The organism is Microbulbifer maximicatervae (SeqCode) (assembly GCF_052467815.1).
The window spans coordinates 5,034,865-5,053,083 of sequence record NZ_CP174326.1 but is presented as its reverse complement, the minus strand read 5'-3'; the positions used below and the strand labels follow the sequence as shown (position 1 = coordinate 5,053,083).

Sequence of the window (18,219 nt, the reverse complement as noted above, 5' to 3'; positions counted from 1 at the left end):
AACTGACATAAATGGACACGGGCTTGCCCTGGCGCGGGGATACAGTCAATTTCGCTAAAGCGCTCACGTCTTGCGGTGTTTTGCGTGGTCCAAGATGACTGGATATGTTAAAACGTGCCAATTAGGTTCGCAGCGGCAAAGAGCTGCCATACTGGCTGGAACTGAAGGCCGATGATTAAGTCGAAGCCCAATGAGAATTTAAGGAGCAATTGGTAATGACGCTTATCAAGAAGCCGCTGGCAATCGCTGGCGCGCTACTCAGTCTGGTGGGCTCTGCAGCGTTGGCAGAAGTCGATACCAACGTTGTAAAAACCATCAAGACACGCCTTGAGGCGAGTAATCCCAAAGCAACCTATGGAGAGGTACGGGAGAGTCCAATTGAGGGGCTTTACGAAGTGGATGTCGATGACGGCAACACGACCCTGTTCGTCTCTGCTGATGGCAATCACTTTGTTTACGGCGATCTCTACCAGGTGAAGGCTGGCGGTGTTGCCAATCTTTCCGAGCAGCGTAGGACGACGCGCCGCGCTGAAGTGATGGGCGCCCTTGATACAGAGGATATGATTGTCTTCTCCCCGAAAGGTGAAACCAAGGCAAGCGTTTATGTATTTACCGATGTGGACTGCGGTTACTGCCGCAAGCTGCACCAGGATGTGCCCGAGTTGAACAAGCGCGGTATCGAAGTGCGCTACCTGGCGTTCCCGCGTGGTGGTCTTAACTCCCTGGGATATCGCAAACTGGCAACTGCATGGTGTGCGGAAGACAGCAATAAGACGCTGACTGCACTTAAGAACCGTGAAAACGTGCCTTTGGATGTTTGTAAGACAAACCCGGTGGCAGCTCAATACAAGTTGGGCAACGAGGCTATCGATGTGCGCGGTACGCCGACTATCGTGATGGAAGATGGCCGGGTTGTTCCCGGTTACTTACCACCGGATCGCCTGCTTAAAGAGCTGGGAATCTAAGCCCGGCTGATAGCTAAAAAACCGGCAACCGAGAGGTTGCCGGTTTTTGTTTTTAAGCAGGGTTTTTAATTTCTACTTTTCTCGGCTGGGTCATATTCTCCGGCGCGAGGATATCGTTCAGTTCCTCCTCACTCAGTAACCCCTCATCAAGGATTAACTGCTTCACACTGGCTCCGGTAATTAGTGCCTGCTTGGCGATACGGGTGGCATTTTCATAGCCAATAAACGGGTTTACCGCAGTAATCAGGCCGATACTGTTCTCAACCAGTTGCAGGCAGTGCTCTTCGTTGGCAGTGATGCCGCTCACACAGCGATCCGCAAGCGTGGTCATGGCTTGGGTCATCAGGCGCATGGACTGTAACAGGTTAAAGGCGATCACTGGCTCCATTACATTGAGCTGTAACTGGCCGGATTCAGCAGCCAGGGTAATCGTGAGGTCGTTGCCGATCACCTGGTAGGCGACCTGGTTAACCACTTCGGGAATAACCGGGTTGACCTTGCCGGGCATAATGGATGAACCGGGCTGCATCGGCGGCAGGTTAATTTCATTGAGGCCAGCGCGAGGGCCGCTGGAAATCAGGCGTAAATCGCTGCAAATTTTCGAGATCTTAACGGCGATGCGTTTCATGACGCCGGAGAACATCACGAAGGCGCCCATGTCGGAAGTGGCTTCCACCAGGTTTTCTGCGCAGATAAAATCGATGCCGGAAATTTCTGACAGCGCGTTAACAACCAGCTGGCGATATTCCGGGTCGGTATTAATGCCGGTGCCGATCGCGGTACCACCCATATTGATCTCTTTGAATAGGGCGACCAGCTCCTTAACTCTGTCGACATCTTCGCGCACAGTGGCGGCGAAGGCGGCAAATTCCTGGCCCAGGGTCATAGGTACCGCATCTTGCAGTTGGGTGCGACCCATTTTAATTACTGAGGCAAACTCTTTAGCCTTCTTGTCGAACTCAACGCACAAGCTCTCCATGGACTGAACCAGATCGCTGTAGCTGAGTAGAATGGCCAGGTTTATCGAGGTTGGATAAACATCATTGGTAGATTGCGACAGGTTTACATGGTTGTTGGGGTGTACTTTTTTGTACTCGGCTTTGTTGTGACCGAGTAATTCCAGCGCGCGGTTGGCAATCACCTCATTGGCATTCATATTGGTAGAAGTGCCGGCGCCGCCCTGAATCATATCTACTAAAAATTGATCGTGCAGTTTGCCATCGATAATCTCGTCACAGGCAGTGGCAATCGCATCTTGCAGTTTGGGCTCCAGGTAGCCGAGCTGTCCATTGGCCCTGGCCGCAGCTTTTTTTACCATCGCCAGTGCTTTTACCAGATTGGGGAAGTGGTTCAGGGTAATTCCGGTAATCTGGAAATTTTCCAAAGCGCGCAAAGTTTGAATGCCAAAATAGACATCGGCCGGTACTTCGCGCTCACCCAATAAGTCTTTCTCCAAGCGGGTTTCTGCACCTGCACTAAAAACCGGCATTGGTTTGAGTGTGTGGAAATCGTTGGTCATCAGTTTCTCTTCTCTTCATCGTATGGGCCTGTGTGGGGTGAGGTAATATCCCCACCTCCCGCAAGCCTCGTGTTGGGGTAATTTAGTAATTAATTGGGAAGTATTTTTAGAGTGGTGTCGCAAAGAAACTCTGCGGCCCCTCTGTAGAGGTTGCGCGAATATTCTCGCGAATATTTCTGTTGATCTCTTCGGACTCAGGACCAAAAACACCGCATAGTTTCAGTGCATTTTTTATGCTGATGTTGCGACCGAGAGATTCGAGAACTACTTTTGTGCAGACGGGCTCACGCCTGTCACTGGCGGATGCTCCCAATTTTAATCCGGATAAATAGCTGACTCGGCTTTTATAGGTGGGGTATAAAATAGTTTGTGCGATTTCATTGTGAGTCAAGGATTCATAGCCGACCAAAAAAATACGATCGGCAAGAAAGAGCAGCATGCCTTTATAGCGGGATTTATACCACTCGTCCCTGTCCGGGTAGCGCATTCGTTCGAAGCGCTGAAAATAATACCCATCACCATCCGACTCAATATGCAGCAGGCTGCGAATAATATGGTCGGAGAAGGTCATGGAGTAGTGGTACTCGAAATAGAAGCCTAAATATTTATCGGCCCGCCCCTGGGACTCCCGCATCAGAATATCAATATCGCGATTGTAAGGTCTGGCGGGGAGACTGTCGGAGACGGGCGCGTTGCGCACGCGAACAATTTGGCTGAATTGCTCGTGGGGCATCACGATTTCATGGGGCTCTACGCCAAAAAAATGACATATCTTTCCCAGGGTATACTGGGAGGGTTGAGTGTTGCCGTTGAGATATTTATTGAACTGGGCACGGTTTACCCCAATTCGCCGGCACACCTCGGCTATGGATGGGTAGAAGCTGCACAGAAGGCGGAGGTTTTGCGAAAAATCGTTGCTCATCGGTATTTTGCTTCTGGATAGAGGGGGTCCCTTCAAACCCTGTTAATCACTCAGTTCCTTATAAAGGGCGAAGCCATATGGCTTCGCCAATAATTCCAGTTTCTATCAGTCGGGGTGGTTGCATTCTCCGCACAATGGGCGCTGCAAAAGGGTTTTGATTTCCTTGTCGGGATAGCCCATTGCCAACAGGTGGTTGAGCTTTACAAAACAGGCTTCGCTAGTCATATCCAGGCCACCTATAACACCGGCATCAAGCAGGGCGGAGCCCGCAGCGTATTTACCCAGATCCACCTGGTGCTCCAAGCACTGGGACACTGCTACACAGATAGTGCCGAGCTTTGAAGCCTTCTCAAGTTGCTCGGTAAATGCACTGTCGTCAGTCGGCGCATTGCCGGTGCCGTATGTTTCAATAATCAGGCCCTTGGGGCGGCTCTCCAAAATTTTCTCAATCAGTGAGGGGGATATACCGGGGAATAGTTTCAGCAAAATCACTCCGCCATTGGCGTCTGCGGGAATCTGAAACTGAGGTTCACCGGTGGGAACCAGCAGGGCGTTGTGATCGATATTGACCTGGATACCCACTTCCCCGAGGCAGGGGTAATTGGGGCTGCTAAAAGCGTCTAATGAGCCGGAGCTGACCTTTACTGCGCGGTTGCCGCGTAGAAGTTTGCCGTTGAAGTAGAGGCAGACTTCCCTGATATCGTCGGAGCCGCTTAATAGTAGCGCCGCGATTAAGTTGTTATAGGCGTCGCTGCGCATTTCTCGAAGAGGGATCTGGGAGCCGGTGACGACTACAGGCTTTTCTATGCCTTGCAGGGCAAAGGACAGTGCTGAGGCGGTGTAGGCCATGGTGTCGGTGCCGTGCAGCACCAAAAAGCCTGAGTACTGGCTATAGTTGTCGCGTATCAGGCTGGCAATGTGATACCAGTCCTTTGGTCGCATATTGGCGCTATCCAGCAGTGGGTCGAGTGCCTGGAAATCGTATTGTGGAAGCTGGCCGATAACATCTTGTAAGAGGCGGCCCAGTGCGCCTTCCAGGTCAGCGTCGGGTACATAGCCCGATTCGCTTCGGCGCATTCCCAGGGTTCCACCTGTGTAAAGGATTAGGGTTTTCTTCATTACTCGACCACTATCTGAGTCCGGATTCAGTGCGCCCTATTTTGTTCAAAGGCGCGGTGGATGCAATTTCGCAGGTTGCTGTTACCTGATGCTAGTAGATGCTTCTATAGCATCTACTGAGGACGCTATAGGTTTCAAGTAGTGATTTTAGGTGACAAAAGTTTCGACTGCTCTCTCGCCGGAAGTGGTGCCTTTATGGCGCAATTATATTGACTTTTTCACGCTTCGCTCGGTAAGGTTGTTGATCTTTTGTCAATTTTATTTGCATTTATTGCGCAGCTTCCTGTGATGGCACAGTGAGCCACATCGGGGGATAGATCCCGGCCTGGTTCGCTGCCCCGAGGTAAATGCGCGGAGGAACATTGTGAGCGCAACAGTGGAAGAGACTGCGGAGGCGGAGGCTCAGGTGGTTGTAAAAAAGGCACCCCGTGCCGTGCGGATTGGTATCTGTGGCTTGGGTACCGTCGGTAGCGGAACGGTGAATGTACTGGCGCGCAATGGACGGGAAATTGCTGCCCGTTGTGGTCGCGCCCTGGTCATTGAACAAATAGGTGCGCGCCGCGATAACGCACACTGTGATACCAGCCAGATAAACGTTACCCGGGAAATTTTCGATGTCGCCAATAATCCCAACGTGGATATTTTGGTGGAGCTTATCGGTGGTACTACGGTAGCCAAGGAGCTGGTGCGCACAGCGATTGAAAATGGCAAGCATGTTGTCACCGCTAACAAGGCGTTGATTGCCGAACACGGCAACGAGCTGTTTGAGCTGGCCGCAAAGCACAATGTCACTATTGCCTATGAGGCGGCAGTAGCTGGCGGTATTCCTATTATTAAATCCCTGCGCGAAGGATTGGTGGGCAACCAGGTGCAGTGGCTCGCCGGAATTATTAATGGCACCGGCAATTACATCCTCACTGAGATGCGGGAAAAAGGGCGGAGCTTTGATGAAGCTCTGGCCCAGGCCCAAGCATTAGGATATGCAGAAGCGGACCCCACTTTTGATGTGGAAGGTATCGATGCTGCTCACAAGCTGGTGATTATGGCTTCCCTGGCATTTGCTATGCCGCTCGCTTTTGACAAGGTGTACACCGAAGGCATCAGCCGGATCTGTAGTGAAGATATTCGCTACGCCGATGAGCTGGGATACCGTATCAAGCACCTGGGGATTGCGCGTCGCACCGACAAGGGCGTGGAGTTGCGGGTGCACCCGACCTTAATCCCCCAGCGCCGCCTGATCGCCAACGTAAACGGCGTTATGAATGCGGTGCTGGTCAGCGGCGATGCTGTGGGACCAACCCTGTATTACGGCGCTGGTGCGGGCGATGAAGCCACGGCATCGGCAGTGATCGCCGATCTTGTTGATGTGGCCCGCACTCTTGAGGCCAAGCCGGAGCACAGAGTGCCGGCAGCGGGTGTCGCTCTTGCGAACCAAGGGGGAACCCAGGTTCTGCCGGAAGAAGATGTTATTACCAGTTATTACCTGCGTATCGCCGCCCACGACAAGCCCGGTGTTATGTCTCAGGTGGCCACCATTTGCAGTGATCAGGGTATCAGCATCGAGGCGTTGATCCAGCACGAACCGGTTGAAGGTGAGGCGCTGGTGCCGGTGGTGATCTTAACCAGCCGCGCCGATGAGGCCAGCCTGCGCGAAGCGGTTGCGCAGATAGAGGGCCTGGAGACGGTCGAAGGTGAAGTCGTCAGAATTCGAGTCGAGAGTCTCGGTTAAAAATCTTATCGGCGCCGAGAGAGGGAATTCTCACGTTCGGCGCCCGATCAATAACCCCCCCAGCCAGCGATAAGAGCCAAGAAATACTGTGAAATTTGTCAGCACACGCGGCAGCGCGCCGCCTCTCTCCTTCGCCGATACCGTTCTCACCGGCCTCGCCAGCGATGGCGGCCTCTACGTGCCCGAGACTTTGCCGAAATTTTCCTGCGAGGAAATTGCCTCTATGGCGGGGCTCGATTACGAGCAGCTGGCCTTTCGCATTATCCAGCCGTTTGTGGGGGATGATCTCAGTGATGAAGAGCTGAGCGGTATTATCGGACGCTCCTACAAGCACTTCCGCCACAAAGCTATTGCCCCGCTGGTGCAGACAGACACCAATGAGTGGGTGCTCGAGTTGTTTCATGGGCCCACCCTGGCATTCAAAGATTTTGCCTTACAGTTCCTCGGTCAACTCTTTGATCACCTGCTGAAAAAGCGTGGTGAACGAGTGGTGGTTATGGGGGCAACTTCTGGGGATACCGGTTCGGCCGCGATCGAAGGTTGCCGCCACTGCGACAATATCGATATTTTTATTCTGCACCCCCATAACCGTGTGTCTGAAGTCCAGCGACGCCAGATGACCACAGTGCAATCGGACAACGTATTTAATATCGCTCTCGAAGGTAATTTCGACGATTGCCAGAATATGGTGAAAGCGAGTTTTGCCGATCAATCATTCCTGCCTGATGGACGCCGCCTAGTAGCGGTTAACTCCATTAACTGGGCGCGGATTATGGCGCAGATCGTCTATTACTTTTATGCTGCCCTGCGCCTGGGGGCGCCGGATAAAACCGTTAACTTCTCCGTGCCCACCGGTAATTTTGGCGATATTTTTGCCGGTTACTTGGCGAGGCAGATGGGATTGCCTATCGACCAATTGGTAATTGCGACCAATGCCAACGATATTCTGCATCGTTGCATCAGCGGCAATGACCACACTCCCAAACCACTGGTGCACAGCTTGTCTCCCAGTATGGATATTATGGTGTCGAGCAACTTTGAGCGATTACTGTTTGATCTCTACGGTCGCGATGGTGCGACGGTTGCCGAATTGCTCGCGGATCGCAGCCAGCCCATGCATTTGAGTGAATCGGCCCTGGGCAAAGCGAGAGAAGTTTTCTCCTCCAGCCGTGTGGATGACAAGCGCACGGTTGCAATGATTGGCGAGACCTTCAGCTCCTGCGAATATCTACTCGATCCGCATACAGCTATCGGGGTTGAAGCCGCACGACAGGTACGTCACTCTACCGAACAGCCCATGGTTTGCTTATCTACCGCACACCCGGCAAAATTCCCCGATGCCGTGGCCCAGGCCCTGCCAGAAAAAGAGATTCCCCTGCCGAGTCATATGCAGGATCTCTGGCAGCGGGAGGAGCGCTTCAAGGTATTGCCCAATAACTTGTCCCAAGTACACGACTATATGGCGACGATGCTGTCAGAAGGCAGTTAATCGGCACACTGTCGTGCAATAAGCGGCAACCGATTAGCTATTAGTTTGCTGAGAAATACATTGAGTACAAAAATTCAGCGACGGCCAGTGGATTTGTCTACTGGCCGTTTTGCTTCTGAAACACCAAAAATATTGCAGCGTGTCCTGTTGGGGCGGGGGATTGTCAGCGAAGAAGCGTTGGATCACAGCCTCTCTCAATTACAGAGCCCGCAGAGTATGCGAGGGCTGGAGGCTGCCGTTTCCTTGCTGGTGGATGCTATCCACGGGCAAAAGAAAATCCTTATCGTGGGGGATTTCGATGCGGATGGAGCCACCAGTAGCACCTTGGGGGTGTTGGCCCTGGGTGCAATGGGCGCGCCGGGAGTGGAGTACCTGGTGCCGAATCGCTTTGACTTCGGCTACGGGCTGACTCCAGAAATTGTCGAGGTAGCCAAAGATTATCAGCCCGATCTGCTGATCACCGTAGATAACGGTATTAGCAGTATCGAGGGCGTGGCAGCGGCAAAAGCTGCTGGTATGAAAGTGATTGTGACAGATCACCACCTGCCCGGCAGTGAGCTGCCGCAGGCGGATGCCATCGTAAACCCGAACCAGCCGGACTGTGACTTTCCCAGCAAGAACCTCGCTGGGGTGGGGGTGATCTTTTATCTGCTCAGCCGTTTGCGCACGGCCCTACAGCAGAGTGGGTGGTTTGAGCAGAGCGGTATCGCCCCGCCCAATATGGCCGAATACCTGGATTTGGTCGCCTTGGGTACTGTGGCCGACCTGGTCCCGCTGGATCACAACAACCGGATTCTGGTTCATCAGGGCATCGCCCGTATCCGTGCCGGCTGCTGCCGGCCCGGTATTGCCGCCCTGATGGAGGTTGCCGGGCGCGACCAGCGCAGGCTCTCTACCACAGATATTGGTTTTATTTTGGGGCCGCGAATTAATGCGGCTGGTCGTCTCGACGATATCGGCACCGGTATCCGCTGCCTGCTCACCCGCGATCCCAGTGAAGCGCGGGAGCTGGCCGGCGAGCTGGACGCCCTGAACCGGGATCGCAAAGCGATCGAGCAGGGGATGCAGCGGGAGGCAATGGCGGCCCTGGATGAGTTGCGCCTGGAGGGCGAAATTCCCTGGAGTTTGTGTCTGTACGATGCCAACTGGCATCAAGGTGTGGTGGGTATTTTGGCCAGCCGCATCAAAGAGAAATTCCACCGCCCGGTGATCGCATTTGCTGAGGGTGATAACGGCCTGGTGAAGGGCTCTGCGCGTTCGATTCCCGGGCTGCATATTCGCGATGCCCTGAGTGACGTAGCCGCCTCTCACCCGGACCTGATCAGCAAGTTCGGTGGCCACGCCATGGCGGCGGGGCTGAGCTTACCCCAGGAAAACCTGGAGGCTTTCCGCAAGGCTTTTGAGCAGGTGGTGCGCAACCGCCTGAATGAAAACCAGCTGCACGCGGTTATCGACTCTGACGGTGAGTTGGAATCTGGGGATTACACTTTGCACACGGCAGCCATGTTGCGCGCTTGCGCGCCCTGGGGACAGGCGTTTCCAGAGCCGGTATTTGACGGTGAATTCCTGTTGCTGCAACAGCGCATTGTCGGCGAGCGCCATTTAAAAATGGTGGTGGCGCCGCCCCAGGCGCCGCAATTAGCGCTGGATGCTATTGCTTTTAATGTGGACACCGAGCAGTGGCCGCAGCCCACGGAAAGAGTGCGCTTGGCTTTTAAGCTCGATGTTAACGAATTTCGCGGGCGGGAATCCCTGCAATTAATGGTGAGCCTGTTAGAAGCGGTATAGGGTGCACTTTGTATTTGGCTGTTGGGAAAAACACGGAGTTTTTTGCAACAGCTCCCAAGTTGTTTGGAAGTAAAAAGTAGTGAAACGTAAACAAGTTCAGGCCGAAGTCCTACTGTTATTAGCCGCTCTTTTCTGGGGCGTAGCCTTTGTGCCGCAAAAGATTGCCATGGCGGATATTGAGCCGCTGGCATTTAACGCATGGCGTTTTATTCTCGGTGGTTTAATCCTGATTCCCATCGTTTACTGGTTATCCTCCCGTCGCGATGCCCAGCCCGGTGAAGCCAAAGGGCAATCGGTGAATCACACCTGGCGCGCCTGCCTGCCCGGTGGCGCACTGTTGGGTTTTTGGCTGTTTCTCGGCGCGGCACTGCAACAGGTGAGCCTGCTTTATACCACTGCCGGCCGCGCCGGATTTATTACCGGTTTTTATTTACTGTTGGTGCCGGTGATCGGTTTGTCCTTGGGGCATAAAACCAACCGCTGGACCTGGATGGGAATTGGTCTCGCTTTGTTTGGCCTCTATTGGCTGGCGGACTTCAGTGAAGAATCCCAGCTGGTGGGTGACTTAATGGTATTTGCCAGTGCCTTTGTTTTTGCCATCCAGGTATTGACGGCGGATCGATTAGTAAAACGCTACGACGCTTTGCGACTCGCCTGTATCCAGTTCCTGGTGTGTGGCCTTTTGTCCGCCGTAGCTTCGCTATTTACCGAAGAGGCGACACTGCAATCGGCGATCGATGCGGCTTGGCCCATTGCCTATATGATGATTTTCTCCACGGCACTGGCGTTTACTTTCCAGCTCTTGGCCCAACGCTACGCCGCGCCTTCTCACGCTACCGTAATTATGAGCCTGGAGGCAGTTTTTGCCCTGGCGGCGGGCTGGCTATTCCTCAATGAAATGCTCAATACCACGGAGTTAATTGGCTGTGGTTTGATGCTGGCGGGGATGCTGGTCAGTCATTACGGCAACCACAGCGGCACTCACCACTAGGAATATCAATGGAATTATCGACACTGGCACTCTTTGTTCCCGCAAGCTTCTTTGCCTCGGTCACACCGGGGCTCTGCATGATGCTATCGCTCAGTCTGGGAATTACCCTGGGCGTGCGTCAGACTCTGTGGATGATGGTGGGAGAGTTGATCGGTGTTGCGTCGGTGGCGATTACCTCTGCACTCGGTGCTGCGGTATTGATGGTTCAGTATCCGACTTTATTTCAGCTGTTCAAATACTGCGGGGCCGCCTATTTAGCCTGGGTAGGCGTGCAGATGTGGCGCTCCCGGGGGCAGCTGGCTCTGATGGATCAGGGTGATACGGTCGATGCTAGCCGACCATCGCGAAGAGCGCTGGCACTACAGGGTTTTGTCACTGCTGTGGCCAACCCCAAGGGCTGGGCGTTTTTTATTGCGTTATTACCGCCATTTATTAACGATGCCAAACCATTGGTACCGCAGCTCTCAGTCTTGTTAGCGATATTGCTATTTTTGGAGGCGTTGTGCCTGCTGATCTATGCCAGTGGTGGCCAGGCCCTGAGTCGACTACTGGAGCGGTCTGAAAATGTGCGTTTGGTTAATCGGATCTCTGGTACTTTGATGCTATCGGTGGGAGCCTGGTTGGCCTTATCCTGAATTGGCGTATTTTACGCTAACAGCTATAGGTTGGTTTGATCGCATCATATGCGGTGTCGCTTCCGAACACTACTTTTCTAAAATTCGGTATAAATGGTGTAAAAATTCAAGTGCACTGCAGCAATGGTACTGCGTTTAATACTGGCAAGTTGAATGAGGAATTGATATCTGTTATTGAGCTTGTATTGCAAGTAATTAATTTGTGCGTAGCCGCTTTATCGTTGGAGCTGCTTATATTGATGGTTATTCTAAGGTCTATATTCAGCGTTATTTTTAAGGAACCTCTGAATAATTCCAAGCCAATTTGGTAGTATTCAGTAATCCGTCAAGACTACGATAGATTATGCACCAAGTCACCTTTGCCGAAGCAGAATATAAGCTAAAGCGCCGTATAACTCGCCGAGAGCAGTTTCTTTCTAAAATGGAAGCCCTCATCCCATGGCAACGACTAGAGGCTCAGATCACTCCTTGCTATCCACAAGCCAAACGTGGCCGACAGCCATATCCATTGAGTGTCATGCTCCGTATTCATTGCATGCAGCTATTTTATAATCTCAGTGATCCCGCTATGGAGGATGCACTGTATGAAATTGAATCCATGCGTAGTTTTGCTGGATTGACTTTGAGTGGCCCAATTCCCGATGAAACAACGATTCTTAACTTTCGCCACTTATTGGAGCTCAATCAGCTAGGTGCAGCTCTTTTTGATGAAATCAACAAGCATCTTGCTGAGAATGGCATGGTACTGCGTGAAGGCACGATTGTAGATGCCACTATTATCTCTGCGCCAACTTCAACCAAGAATAAAAAGAAAAAACGTGATCCAGAAATGCATCAAACAAAGAAAGGCAATCAGTGGCATTTTGGAATGAAAATGCATATCGGGGTTGATGATGTGCTCGGAGTAATACATAGCATAGATACAACAGCAGCCAATTCGCATGATGTCACAACCACAGAGCGAGTTCTCCACGGGGAGGAGAAAAGAATCTGGGGAGACTCTGGGTACATTGGTGCGGAGAAACGTGAAGAGTTGAAAGAGCGGGAGGCAGATTGGTACATAGCAATGAAGCCGAGTAAGCTAAAAACTCTTCCAGGGCGTGATGCACTCCGTAAAGCGGAAAAGATCAAGGCGCAGATAAGAGCAAAGGTCGAGCACCCCTTTCGATACATAAAACGGGTATTTGGTTATGACAAGGTCCGCTATCGGGGACTGGTAAAAAATACTGAGAGGCTGTGCTTACTGGCAGGCTTTACCAACTTATTAATAGGGAGAAAATACTTGGCCACCTAGGGGTGGTGCGCCTGAAATCCGCCAACTGGGGATTTTAGGTGAAAAATTAGGGGGCTATTACGCGAAAATTAAGCGTTTTGCGTCGAAAAGTGAATTTTTCAAAAAAATCAGCTTAATTCTAGAAAAATGCTTCATTGATCAGGGGTTCCTTAATTGATCATTTATATGATAGCGCTCACGATTTATGTCTCTCTGCGATTATGAGCATGTTGGTTGCCATTAATGTAATTTTTAGCTGCCTGATAGTTTTAATTCAATATCTTGGGTGGGTTTAGCTTGGTGATTCCGACACTTGGAGCGCTATGTGATTTTTTTGCAATTTAAGGCTGCCCAAGATACATGAAAAATATCAATCATCAAGACATAGGCCTTGCCTTGTCGGGGTATAGTTTAAAAAAATGTCTGAAGTATTGTTAATAACTTAAATTTTTACCGTAATCAATGAGACGATATCCTGATATCTATGAGCTCGGAATTAGGGGCAAGATGAATGTGTCTTTTTAGTCGATAGTTTATGCAGTTTCACCCCAGTCCGTAAAAGTGCCAAATCCTTCCCCGGAATTGCTGTCTTTTTTATCTTGGTTTATGGATTTTCTGCGTTTTACCTTTTGCTTTAAGTGCCGCTGCTATCGCTTTGGTCATTGAGGTGTTCGGCTCTGCCTCGTTGGGTAGTACTGTATATTGCTTTTCTTCTGGAGTCAGGGTTTTAGGTTTTTGATGATCAGTCATTTTGGGGAACCTTTACTGTTTTCTTCGTCAATGTCGATATCGTCTTTCGGTGTTAGCTCTTCAATGACCATATTGCCATCCTTGTCTGATTTACCAGAAGCAATCTGATCGGGTTCTTTTAAGTGGCGTTTACTGCGCATCTCTGCCATGGCGCGACGTGCAGCAGCAAGGGCTTTTTCCTCATCAGATTTACCTTTGAGCTTTTCATCCTGCTTATCTTTGATCTGTTTAATATTTGCCATATCACAACCTCTTCATGCAGCAGTCCTGCTTGCTTATATAGGTAAATCCGAAACTCACATAGTAATCTCTTACCGCTGCATTGACAGGATGCATGATTTTAAGGTGATTTGCTCCTAACAACGTACCATAGGCAGTCAGTGCCACCAACATGGTTTCGACCAGCCTAATGTCTGTCACGGGGGCTTTTTCGATGTAATCGAGCCGAAGCCCTGTACCTGCGTAGGTTGGTCTACCTAACGACAAACCTGCAAGTTTGTTGTTCTTCCAAGCTGCCGCCTCAAATCTCTTGGGGAAGCGCATCTTCCATTGCTGTAATGTGCTTGGTCAGTCCCAATCCTTGATACGGTTAGGCTGCTTTTCCCATTGTTGAAAGGCTGAGTAGGTAGCGTTATCGACCAATTTGAGTTGTATGCTTGGGTTATCCAGCACGCGGGTCGCACTATTTAATGCATCGAGTCGTAGTTTGTTATATCGCTGCTCTAATTCGTCTCGCATTCTGAGGCGGAGGCCTGTCATCATTATTCCTCGATGATGAAAAGCCCCGATTGTAACTGTTCATGGTATTGGTCGGGAATAATGACACACACAAAACAGGCTAAGTTAGGGTAATTGGCACTCAAACGTACGCTTGCCCCCCCAATGCGGGTTGTGAGATGAAAGGAGCGATTCTAGCCCTCGTTGGGCGGACATTTCAGTGGTTTCTTTCGTGCCAATGGGCTGTGAGAGCAGGTCGCCTAGCTATCTGGTGTGCGTGGAGCGTCCCTCCCGTGCTGACTTCGGGCAGTGATTGAGTCGCTGGTGGAGCACCTCAAATCTGATGTCGAGAAACTTCCTCAAGGGGTCGATGGGTGATGCGATAAATCCGCTTATAGCTGCTCGTACCCGGAATTTGAGAGAATGGGTAGCTAAGGCTCTGGGGTATATTTCTACGCCATGAAAAAAGTGTTTTTCGCCATCTTATAGTTTCAAATCCATATCAAAACTTTAGACTTTTGGGGCTACCATCCACCACTGAGATTGTGGGAGGTGGTATTCTCCATCACAAGGTAATAGATGGCGTTGTGAGCAAGTATGCCAATGGCGCACTGGCTGGCGCTTTCTTGAAACGGCTATTTATCGCTTTATGGAGGATGTTCTGTGCTGAAAAAACGGTTGTCTTTCCTGTGGGTATGGGCCCTGATTATCTCAGTGGCGGCTTGCGGCCAGTCGAGAGAGGAGAAAGCGATGGAGAACGAGGTTGAGAACACGCCCGGCGCGGCGGAACCCGAGGTCGCACCCACGCCTCCCGCAGCCACTATGACCCCAGGGGAAATGGTGTGGATTTACCGCAGCAGCGGCAGCAAGCAGTGCGAAGGGGGTGGTATGACCCTTCAACAGAGCTTGGCCAAATTGCGTGACAGCGGGGTGATGGTACAGGAGTCCCGCTGTGGAGTCCGCACAGACCGGATGTATCCAGCCGTATGTGGCGCACCCACTGGAGATATCCTGATGCACCTGATCGGTATGGATGCCCTGGATGCCTCACTTGAGCTGGGGTATAACCCCGCTGAGAAAGTGCAGTATCAGTTTGCAGCCTGCCGGGATAACAGCGCCTGAGCCGTGATCTGAAGGGGGCGTTGTGAATATTTCCCAAGCCGCAAAGAATTCGGGCCTCAGTGCCAAAGCCCTGCGCCACTACGAAAATATTGGCCTGGTGGTGCCCGGCCGCTCTGCTAATGGCTATCGGGATTACTCCACTGCCGATGTCGAAACCCTCTGCTTCGTGCGCCGCGCGCGGGCTTGTGGCTTTACCACTGAGGAGGTCCGGGCGCTACTGGGGTTGCGGGATAACCCGGAACGCCACAGCCGCGAGACCAAAGACCTGGTAAATCACAAGCTTACCCAGCTCGAAGAGCAGTTGCAGACCCTGTTGGGGATGCGTGCAACCTTGCGGGCCTTTGCCGACAGCTGCGCCGGCAATGAGTCCCCAGACTGCGCAATTCTGGAAAAGCTCTCGGGACAGACCGCCTAGTAGAGGATTTGCCGCCATATCAGCCCCTATCTGACTGGAAGGACCCCCGCGCGCTGCGGTAGAATGCGCGCCGCTTTTTATTTTGTCCGGACACCGAAAGTTCATGGAAATCAATCCCCTCATCAATCAATTAAAAGACCTCGAAGAGCGCACCGACGTTCTTAGGGGGTATCTTTGACTACGCCAGCAAGAAAGAACGCCTTACCGAAGTAGAGCTGGAGCTGGCTGAGCCGAGCGTTTGGGACGACCCCAACCGCGCACAGGAACTGGGGCGCGAGCGCTCCTCCCTGGAAACGGTGGTCAATACCATCGAAAATCTCGACTCCGGCATCGCCGATTGCCGCGAACTGCTGGAAATGGCCGTCGAGGAAAATGATGAGGACTCCGTAGGGGAGGTCTCCACTGAGATCGAAGGCCTCCAGCAGCAGCTGGGGATTTTGGAATTCCGCCGTATGTTCTCCGGCGAGAACGACGAGAACAATGCCTACCTGGATATCCAGGCCGGCTCCGGTGGTACCGAGGCCCAGGATTGGGCGGAAATGATCCTGCGCATGTACCTGCGCTGGGGTGAAGCCCACGGCTTCAAGACCACCCTGGAAGAGGTCTCCGCAGGGGAAGTTGCCGGTATCAAGAGTGCCACTGTGCATTTCGCCGGCGACCACGCCTTCGGCTGGCTGCGCACAGAAACCGGCGTACACCGCCTGGTGCGCAAATCGCCGTTTGATTCCGGCAACCGCCGTCACACTTCTTTCAGCTCGGTATTTGTGTCACCGGAGATCGATGACAATATCGAGATTGAAATCGACAAATCCCAGGTGCGTGAAGACACCTACCGCGCGTCCGGTGCCGGTGGTCAGCACGTGAACAAAACCGATTCTGCGGTGCGTTTGACCCACACAGAATCCGGTATCGTCGTGCAGTGCCAGAGCGAGCGCTCCCAGCACCAGAACCGCGATAAAGCCTGGAAAATGCTGCGCGCAAAAATGTACGAGCAGGAAATGCTCAAGCGCAACGCAGAGAAGCAGGCCATGGAAGACAGCAAGGCCGACATCGGTTGGGGCAGCCAGATCCGCTCTTACGTGTTGGACGACCAGCGTATCAAGGACCTGCGCACCAATGTCCAGACCAGCAACTGCCAGGCAGTACTGGATGGAGACCTGGACCAATTTATCGAAGCCAGCCTAAAAGCCGGCCTCTGATTTAAAGTCTCCACTCTCACCGCGCCCCTCGTCGATGAGGGGCAATATCAATCACAAAACTGATAGATCACCATGACTGATATCCAGCAAGACGAAAACAAACTGATCGCCGAGCGCCGCACCAAGCTTTCCGCTCTGCGCGAGAAGGGCAATGCTTTCCCCAATAGTTTTCGCCGCGAGAACCTCGCTGCCGACCTGCAAGCTGAGTTCGGCGATAAACAGAAAGAGGAGCTGGAAGAACTGGGTAAACGGGCATGCGTAGCAGGGCGAATCCTGGCTAAACGCGGACCCTTTATGGTGATCCAGGATGTGTCTGACCGCATCCAGCTCTACGCCGATAAAGCGGCACAGAAAGATATTAAAGAGCGCTTCGGTGCCTGGGATATCGGCGATATCGTCGGCGTAAAAGGCACTCTGCACAAATCCGGCAAGGGCGACCTCTACGTCAACTGTGAAGAGTACAGCCTGCTGACCAAAGCGCTGCGCCCGCTTCCGGAAAAATTCCACGGCATCGCCGATCAGGAAATGCGTTATCGCCAGCGCTACGTGGACTTGATCGCCACGCCGGAAGCCCGCGAAGTGTTCCGCGTGCGCTCCAAAGTGATCGAGTACATCCGCGACTTCCTCAACGGCCAGCAGTTTATGGAAGTGGAAACGCCCATGCTGCAGGTTATTCCCGGTGGTGCCAGCGCGCGTCCGTTCGTTACCCACCACAATGCGCTGGATATCGATATGTACCTGCGTATTGCCCCGGAGCTGTACCTGAAGCGTCTGGTTGTGGGTGGTTTTGAGCGGGTTTACGAGATTAACCGCAACTTCCGCAACGAAGGTCTGTCCACGCGCCACAACCCCGAATTCACCATGCTTGAGTTCTACCAGGCGTACGCGGACTACAACGACCTGATGGACCTCACTGAGAAGATGCTGCGCGGTATCTGTGAAGATGTACTGGGCTCCACTACTGTGGAATACCAGGACAGCAGCTACGACTTCTCCAAGCCGTTCGCGCGTTTGTCTGTGTTCGACTCCATCCTGCACTACAACCCGGAACTCACTGCGGCCGATATCGACAATATCGAATCCGCCCGCGCGGTAGCTGAGAAGCTGGAAATCCCGCTGAAAGACAGCTGGGGCCTGGGTAAGGTACAGATCGAGATTTTCGAGAAGACTGTAGAGCATCGTCTCGACCAGCCGACCTTTATCACTGAGTACCCAACCGAAGTGTCTCCGTTGGCTCGCCGTAACGATGACAATCCGTTTGTCACCGACCGCTTTGAATTCTTCGTAGGCGGCCGCGAGATAGCCAATGGTTTCTCCGAGTTGAACGACGCGGAAGATCAGGCCGAGCGCTTTAAAGCCCAGGTTGCGGAGAAAGATGCCGGTGACGACGAAGCCATGCACTACGACGCCGACTATATCCGCGCGCTGGAATACGGCCTGCCGCCCACCGCTGGTGAGGGCATCGGTATCGACCGTCTGGTAATGCTGTTTACCAACTCTCCGTCGATTCGCGACGTACTGCTGTTCCCGCATATGCGCCCAGAAGCGAACGACTAATCGCTTCTCACTGCCGGGTAGTTTTACCT

18 protein-coding genes are annotated in these 18,219 nt (G+C 52.4%); 11 read left to right on the top strand and 7 right to left on the bottom strand.

From position 1 onward, the window contains the following. The first annotated feature begins 215 nt into the window (after positions 1-215). Complete coding sequence (locus ACJJIW_RS21880; protein WP_444893188.1) at positions 216-965, top strand: DsbC family protein; 750 nt, start codon at positions 216-218, stop codon at positions 963-965. Between the two features lie 52 nt (positions 966-1,017). Here the strand turns inward: ACJJIW_RS21880 and aspA are convergent, their stop codons facing one another. The 3 genes from aspA to ACJJIW_RS21865 form a co-directional block, all read right to left on the bottom strand. Further along, a complete protein-coding gene (gene aspA / locus ACJJIW_RS21875; RefSeq protein ID WP_444893189.1) occupies positions 1,018-2,484 on the bottom strand; it encodes an aspartate ammonia-lyase in 1,467 nt (488 codons plus the stop codon). Between the two features lie 106 nt (positions 2,485-2,590). Beyond that, positions 2,591-3,406, bottom strand: a complete 816-nt coding sequence (locus tag ACJJIW_RS21870) for a helix-turn-helix domain-containing protein (RefSeq protein ID WP_444893190.1) — start codon at positions 3,404-3,406, stop codon at positions 2,591-2,593. A 105-nt stretch (positions 3,407-3,511) separates the two neighbouring features. Next, positions 3,512-4,525 (bottom strand): asparaginase, encoded by a 1,014-nt coding sequence (locus ACJJIW_RS21865; protein ID WP_282933656.1) that lies wholly within the window; start codon positions 4,523-4,525, stop codon positions 3,512-3,514. Between the two features lie 406 nt (positions 4,526-4,931). Here ACJJIW_RS21865 and ACJJIW_RS21860 point away from each other — a divergent pair, with 406 nt between their 5' ends. The 6 genes from ACJJIW_RS21860 (at position 4,932) to ACJJIW_RS21835 (ending at position 12,451) form a co-directional block, all read left to right on the top strand. Beyond that, entirely contained in the window at positions 4,932-6,254 is a 1,323-nt protein-coding gene (locus tag ACJJIW_RS21860) for a homoserine dehydrogenase (RefSeq protein ID WP_444937379.1), read from the top strand. 88 nt (positions 6,255-6,342) lie between these two features. Further along, entirely contained in the window at positions 6,343-7,743 is a 1,401-nt protein-coding gene (gene thrC, locus ACJJIW_RS21855; RefSeq protein ID WP_444936357.1) for a threonine synthase, read from the top strand. A 60-nt stretch (positions 7,744-7,803) separates the two neighbouring features. Next, positions 7,804-9,531, top strand: a complete 1,728-nt coding sequence (gene recJ, locus ACJJIW_RS21850; RefSeq protein ID WP_444936356.1) for a single-stranded-DNA-specific exonuclease RecJ — start codon at positions 7,804-7,806, stop codon at positions 9,529-9,531. 79 nt (positions 9,532-9,610) lie between these two features. Further along, complete coding sequence (locus ACJJIW_RS21845) at positions 9,611-10,522, top strand: DMT family transporter (protein WP_444936355.1); 912 nt, start codon at positions 9,611-9,613, stop codon at positions 10,520-10,522. Positions 10,523-10,530: 8 nt separating this feature from the next. Further along, the gene (locus ACJJIW_RS21840) at positions 10,531-11,157 is read left to right on the top strand and encodes a LysE family translocator (protein ID WP_444936354.1); all 627 of its coding nucleotides are present in this window, start codon (positions 10,531-10,533) and stop codon (positions 11,155-11,157) included. A gap of 343 nt (positions 11,158-11,500) precedes the next feature. Next, positions 11,501-12,451: an IS5 family transposase gene (locus ACJJIW_RS21835; protein ID WP_444935921.1), complete on the top strand. Its 951-nt coding sequence runs from the start codon at positions 11,501-11,503 to the stop codon at positions 12,449-12,451. 573 nt (positions 12,452-13,024) lie between these two features. Here the strand turns inward: ACJJIW_RS21835 and ACJJIW_RS21830 are convergent. The 4 genes from ACJJIW_RS21830 to ACJJIW_RS21815 are packed head-to-tail and all read right to left on the bottom strand — an operon-like array spanning position 13,025 to position 13,918. Beyond that, positions 13,025-13,180 carry a hypothetical protein gene (locus ACJJIW_RS21830; RefSeq protein WP_444936353.1) on the bottom strand — a complete coding sequence of 52 codons (156 nt, stop codon included), beginning with the start codon at positions 13,178-13,180 and terminating at the stop codon, positions 13,025-13,027. Beyond that, entirely contained in the window at positions 13,177-13,422 is a 246-nt protein-coding gene (locus ACJJIW_RS21825) for a hypothetical protein (protein ID WP_444936352.1), read from the bottom strand. Before ACJJIW_RS21825 ends, ACJJIW_RS21830 begins: the two co-directional genes overlap by 4 nt. A 1-nt stretch (position 13,423) precedes the next feature. Beyond that, positions 13,424-13,723, bottom strand: a complete 300-nt coding sequence (locus ACJJIW_RS21820) for a hypothetical protein (protein ID WP_444936351.1) — start codon at positions 13,721-13,723, stop codon at positions 13,424-13,426. A 24-nt stretch (positions 13,724-13,747) separates the two neighbouring features. After that, complete coding sequence (locus tag ACJJIW_RS21815) at positions 13,748-13,918, bottom strand: hypothetical protein (RefSeq protein WP_444936350.1); 171 nt, start codon at positions 13,916-13,918, stop codon at positions 13,748-13,750. 642 nt (positions 13,919-14,560) lie between these two features. Here ACJJIW_RS21815 and ACJJIW_RS21810 point away from each other — a divergent pair. The 4 genes from ACJJIW_RS21810 (at position 14,561) to lysS (ending at position 18,190) form a co-directional block, all read left to right on the top strand. Beyond that, positions 14,561-15,019, top strand: a complete 459-nt coding sequence (locus ACJJIW_RS21810; protein ID WP_444936349.1) for a hypothetical protein — start codon at positions 14,561-14,563, stop codon at positions 15,017-15,019. Positions 15,020-15,041: 22 nt separating this feature from the next. Beyond that, positions 15,042-15,434, top strand: coding sequence for a MerR family transcriptional regulator (locus ACJJIW_RS21805; RefSeq protein WP_444936348.1), 393 nt, complete (start codon positions 15,042-15,044; stop codon positions 15,432-15,434). Between the two features lie 103 nt (positions 15,435-15,537). Next, positions 15,538-16,633 (top strand): peptide chain release factor 2 gene (gene prfB / locus ACJJIW_RS21800; protein ID WP_444893198.1). Its coding sequence is split into 2 segments (ribosomal slippage): positions 15,538-15,609 and positions 15,611-16,633, totalling 1,095 coding nucleotides; the frame shifts between segments, so codons are not numbered across the junction. 72 nt (positions 16,634-16,705) lie between these two features. Beyond that, positions 16,706-18,190, top strand: a complete 1,485-nt coding sequence (gene lysS / locus ACJJIW_RS21795) for a lysine--tRNA ligase (protein ID WP_444886817.1) — start codon at positions 16,706-16,708, stop codon at positions 18,188-18,190. Positions 18,191-18,219: the final 29 nt, after the last annotated feature.

Bases quoted from the DNA above. Each gene is read 5' to 3' on its own strand.
- ACJJIW_RS21880 (WP_444893188.1), top strand. From the start codon at position 216: ATGACGCTTATCAAGAAGCCGCTGGCAATCGCTGGCGCGCTACTCAGT.
- aspA (WP_444893189.1), bottom strand. From the start codon at position 2,484: ATGACCAACGATTTCCACACACTCAAACCAATGCCGGTTTTTAGTGCA.
- ACJJIW_RS21870 (WP_444893190.1), bottom strand. From the start codon at position 3,406: ATGAGCAACGATTTTTCGCAAAACCTCCGCCTTCTGTGCAGCTTCTAC.
- ACJJIW_RS21865 (WP_282933656.1), bottom strand. From the start codon at position 4,525: ATGAAGAAAACCCTAATCCTTTACACAGGTGGAACCCTGGGAATGCGC.
- ACJJIW_RS21840 (WP_444936354.1), top strand. From the start codon at position 10,531: ATGGAATTATCGACACTGGCACTCTTTGTTCCCGCAAGCTTCTTTGCC.
- ACJJIW_RS21835 (WP_444935921.1), top strand. From the start codon at position 11,501: ATGCACCAAGTCACCTTTGCCGAAGCAGAATATAAGCTAAAGCGCCGT.
- ACJJIW_RS21830 (WP_444936353.1), bottom strand. From the start codon at position 13,180: ATGACTGATCATCAAAAACCTAAAACCCTGACTCCAGAAGAAAAGCAA.
- ACJJIW_RS21825 (WP_444936352.1), bottom strand. From the start codon at position 13,422: ATGGCAAATATTAAACAGATCAAAGATAAGCAGGATGAAAAGCTCAAA.
- ACJJIW_RS21820 (WP_444936351.1), bottom strand. From the start codon at position 13,723: ATGCGCTTCCCCAAGAGATTTGAGGCGGCAGCTTGGAAGAACAACAAA.
- ACJJIW_RS21815 (WP_444936350.1), bottom strand. From the start codon at position 13,918: ATGCGAGACGAATTAGAGCAGCGATATAACAAACTACGACTCGATGCA.
- lysS (WP_444886817.1), top strand. From the start codon at position 16,706: ATGACTGATATCCAGCAAGACGAAAACAAACTGATCGCCGAGCGCCGC.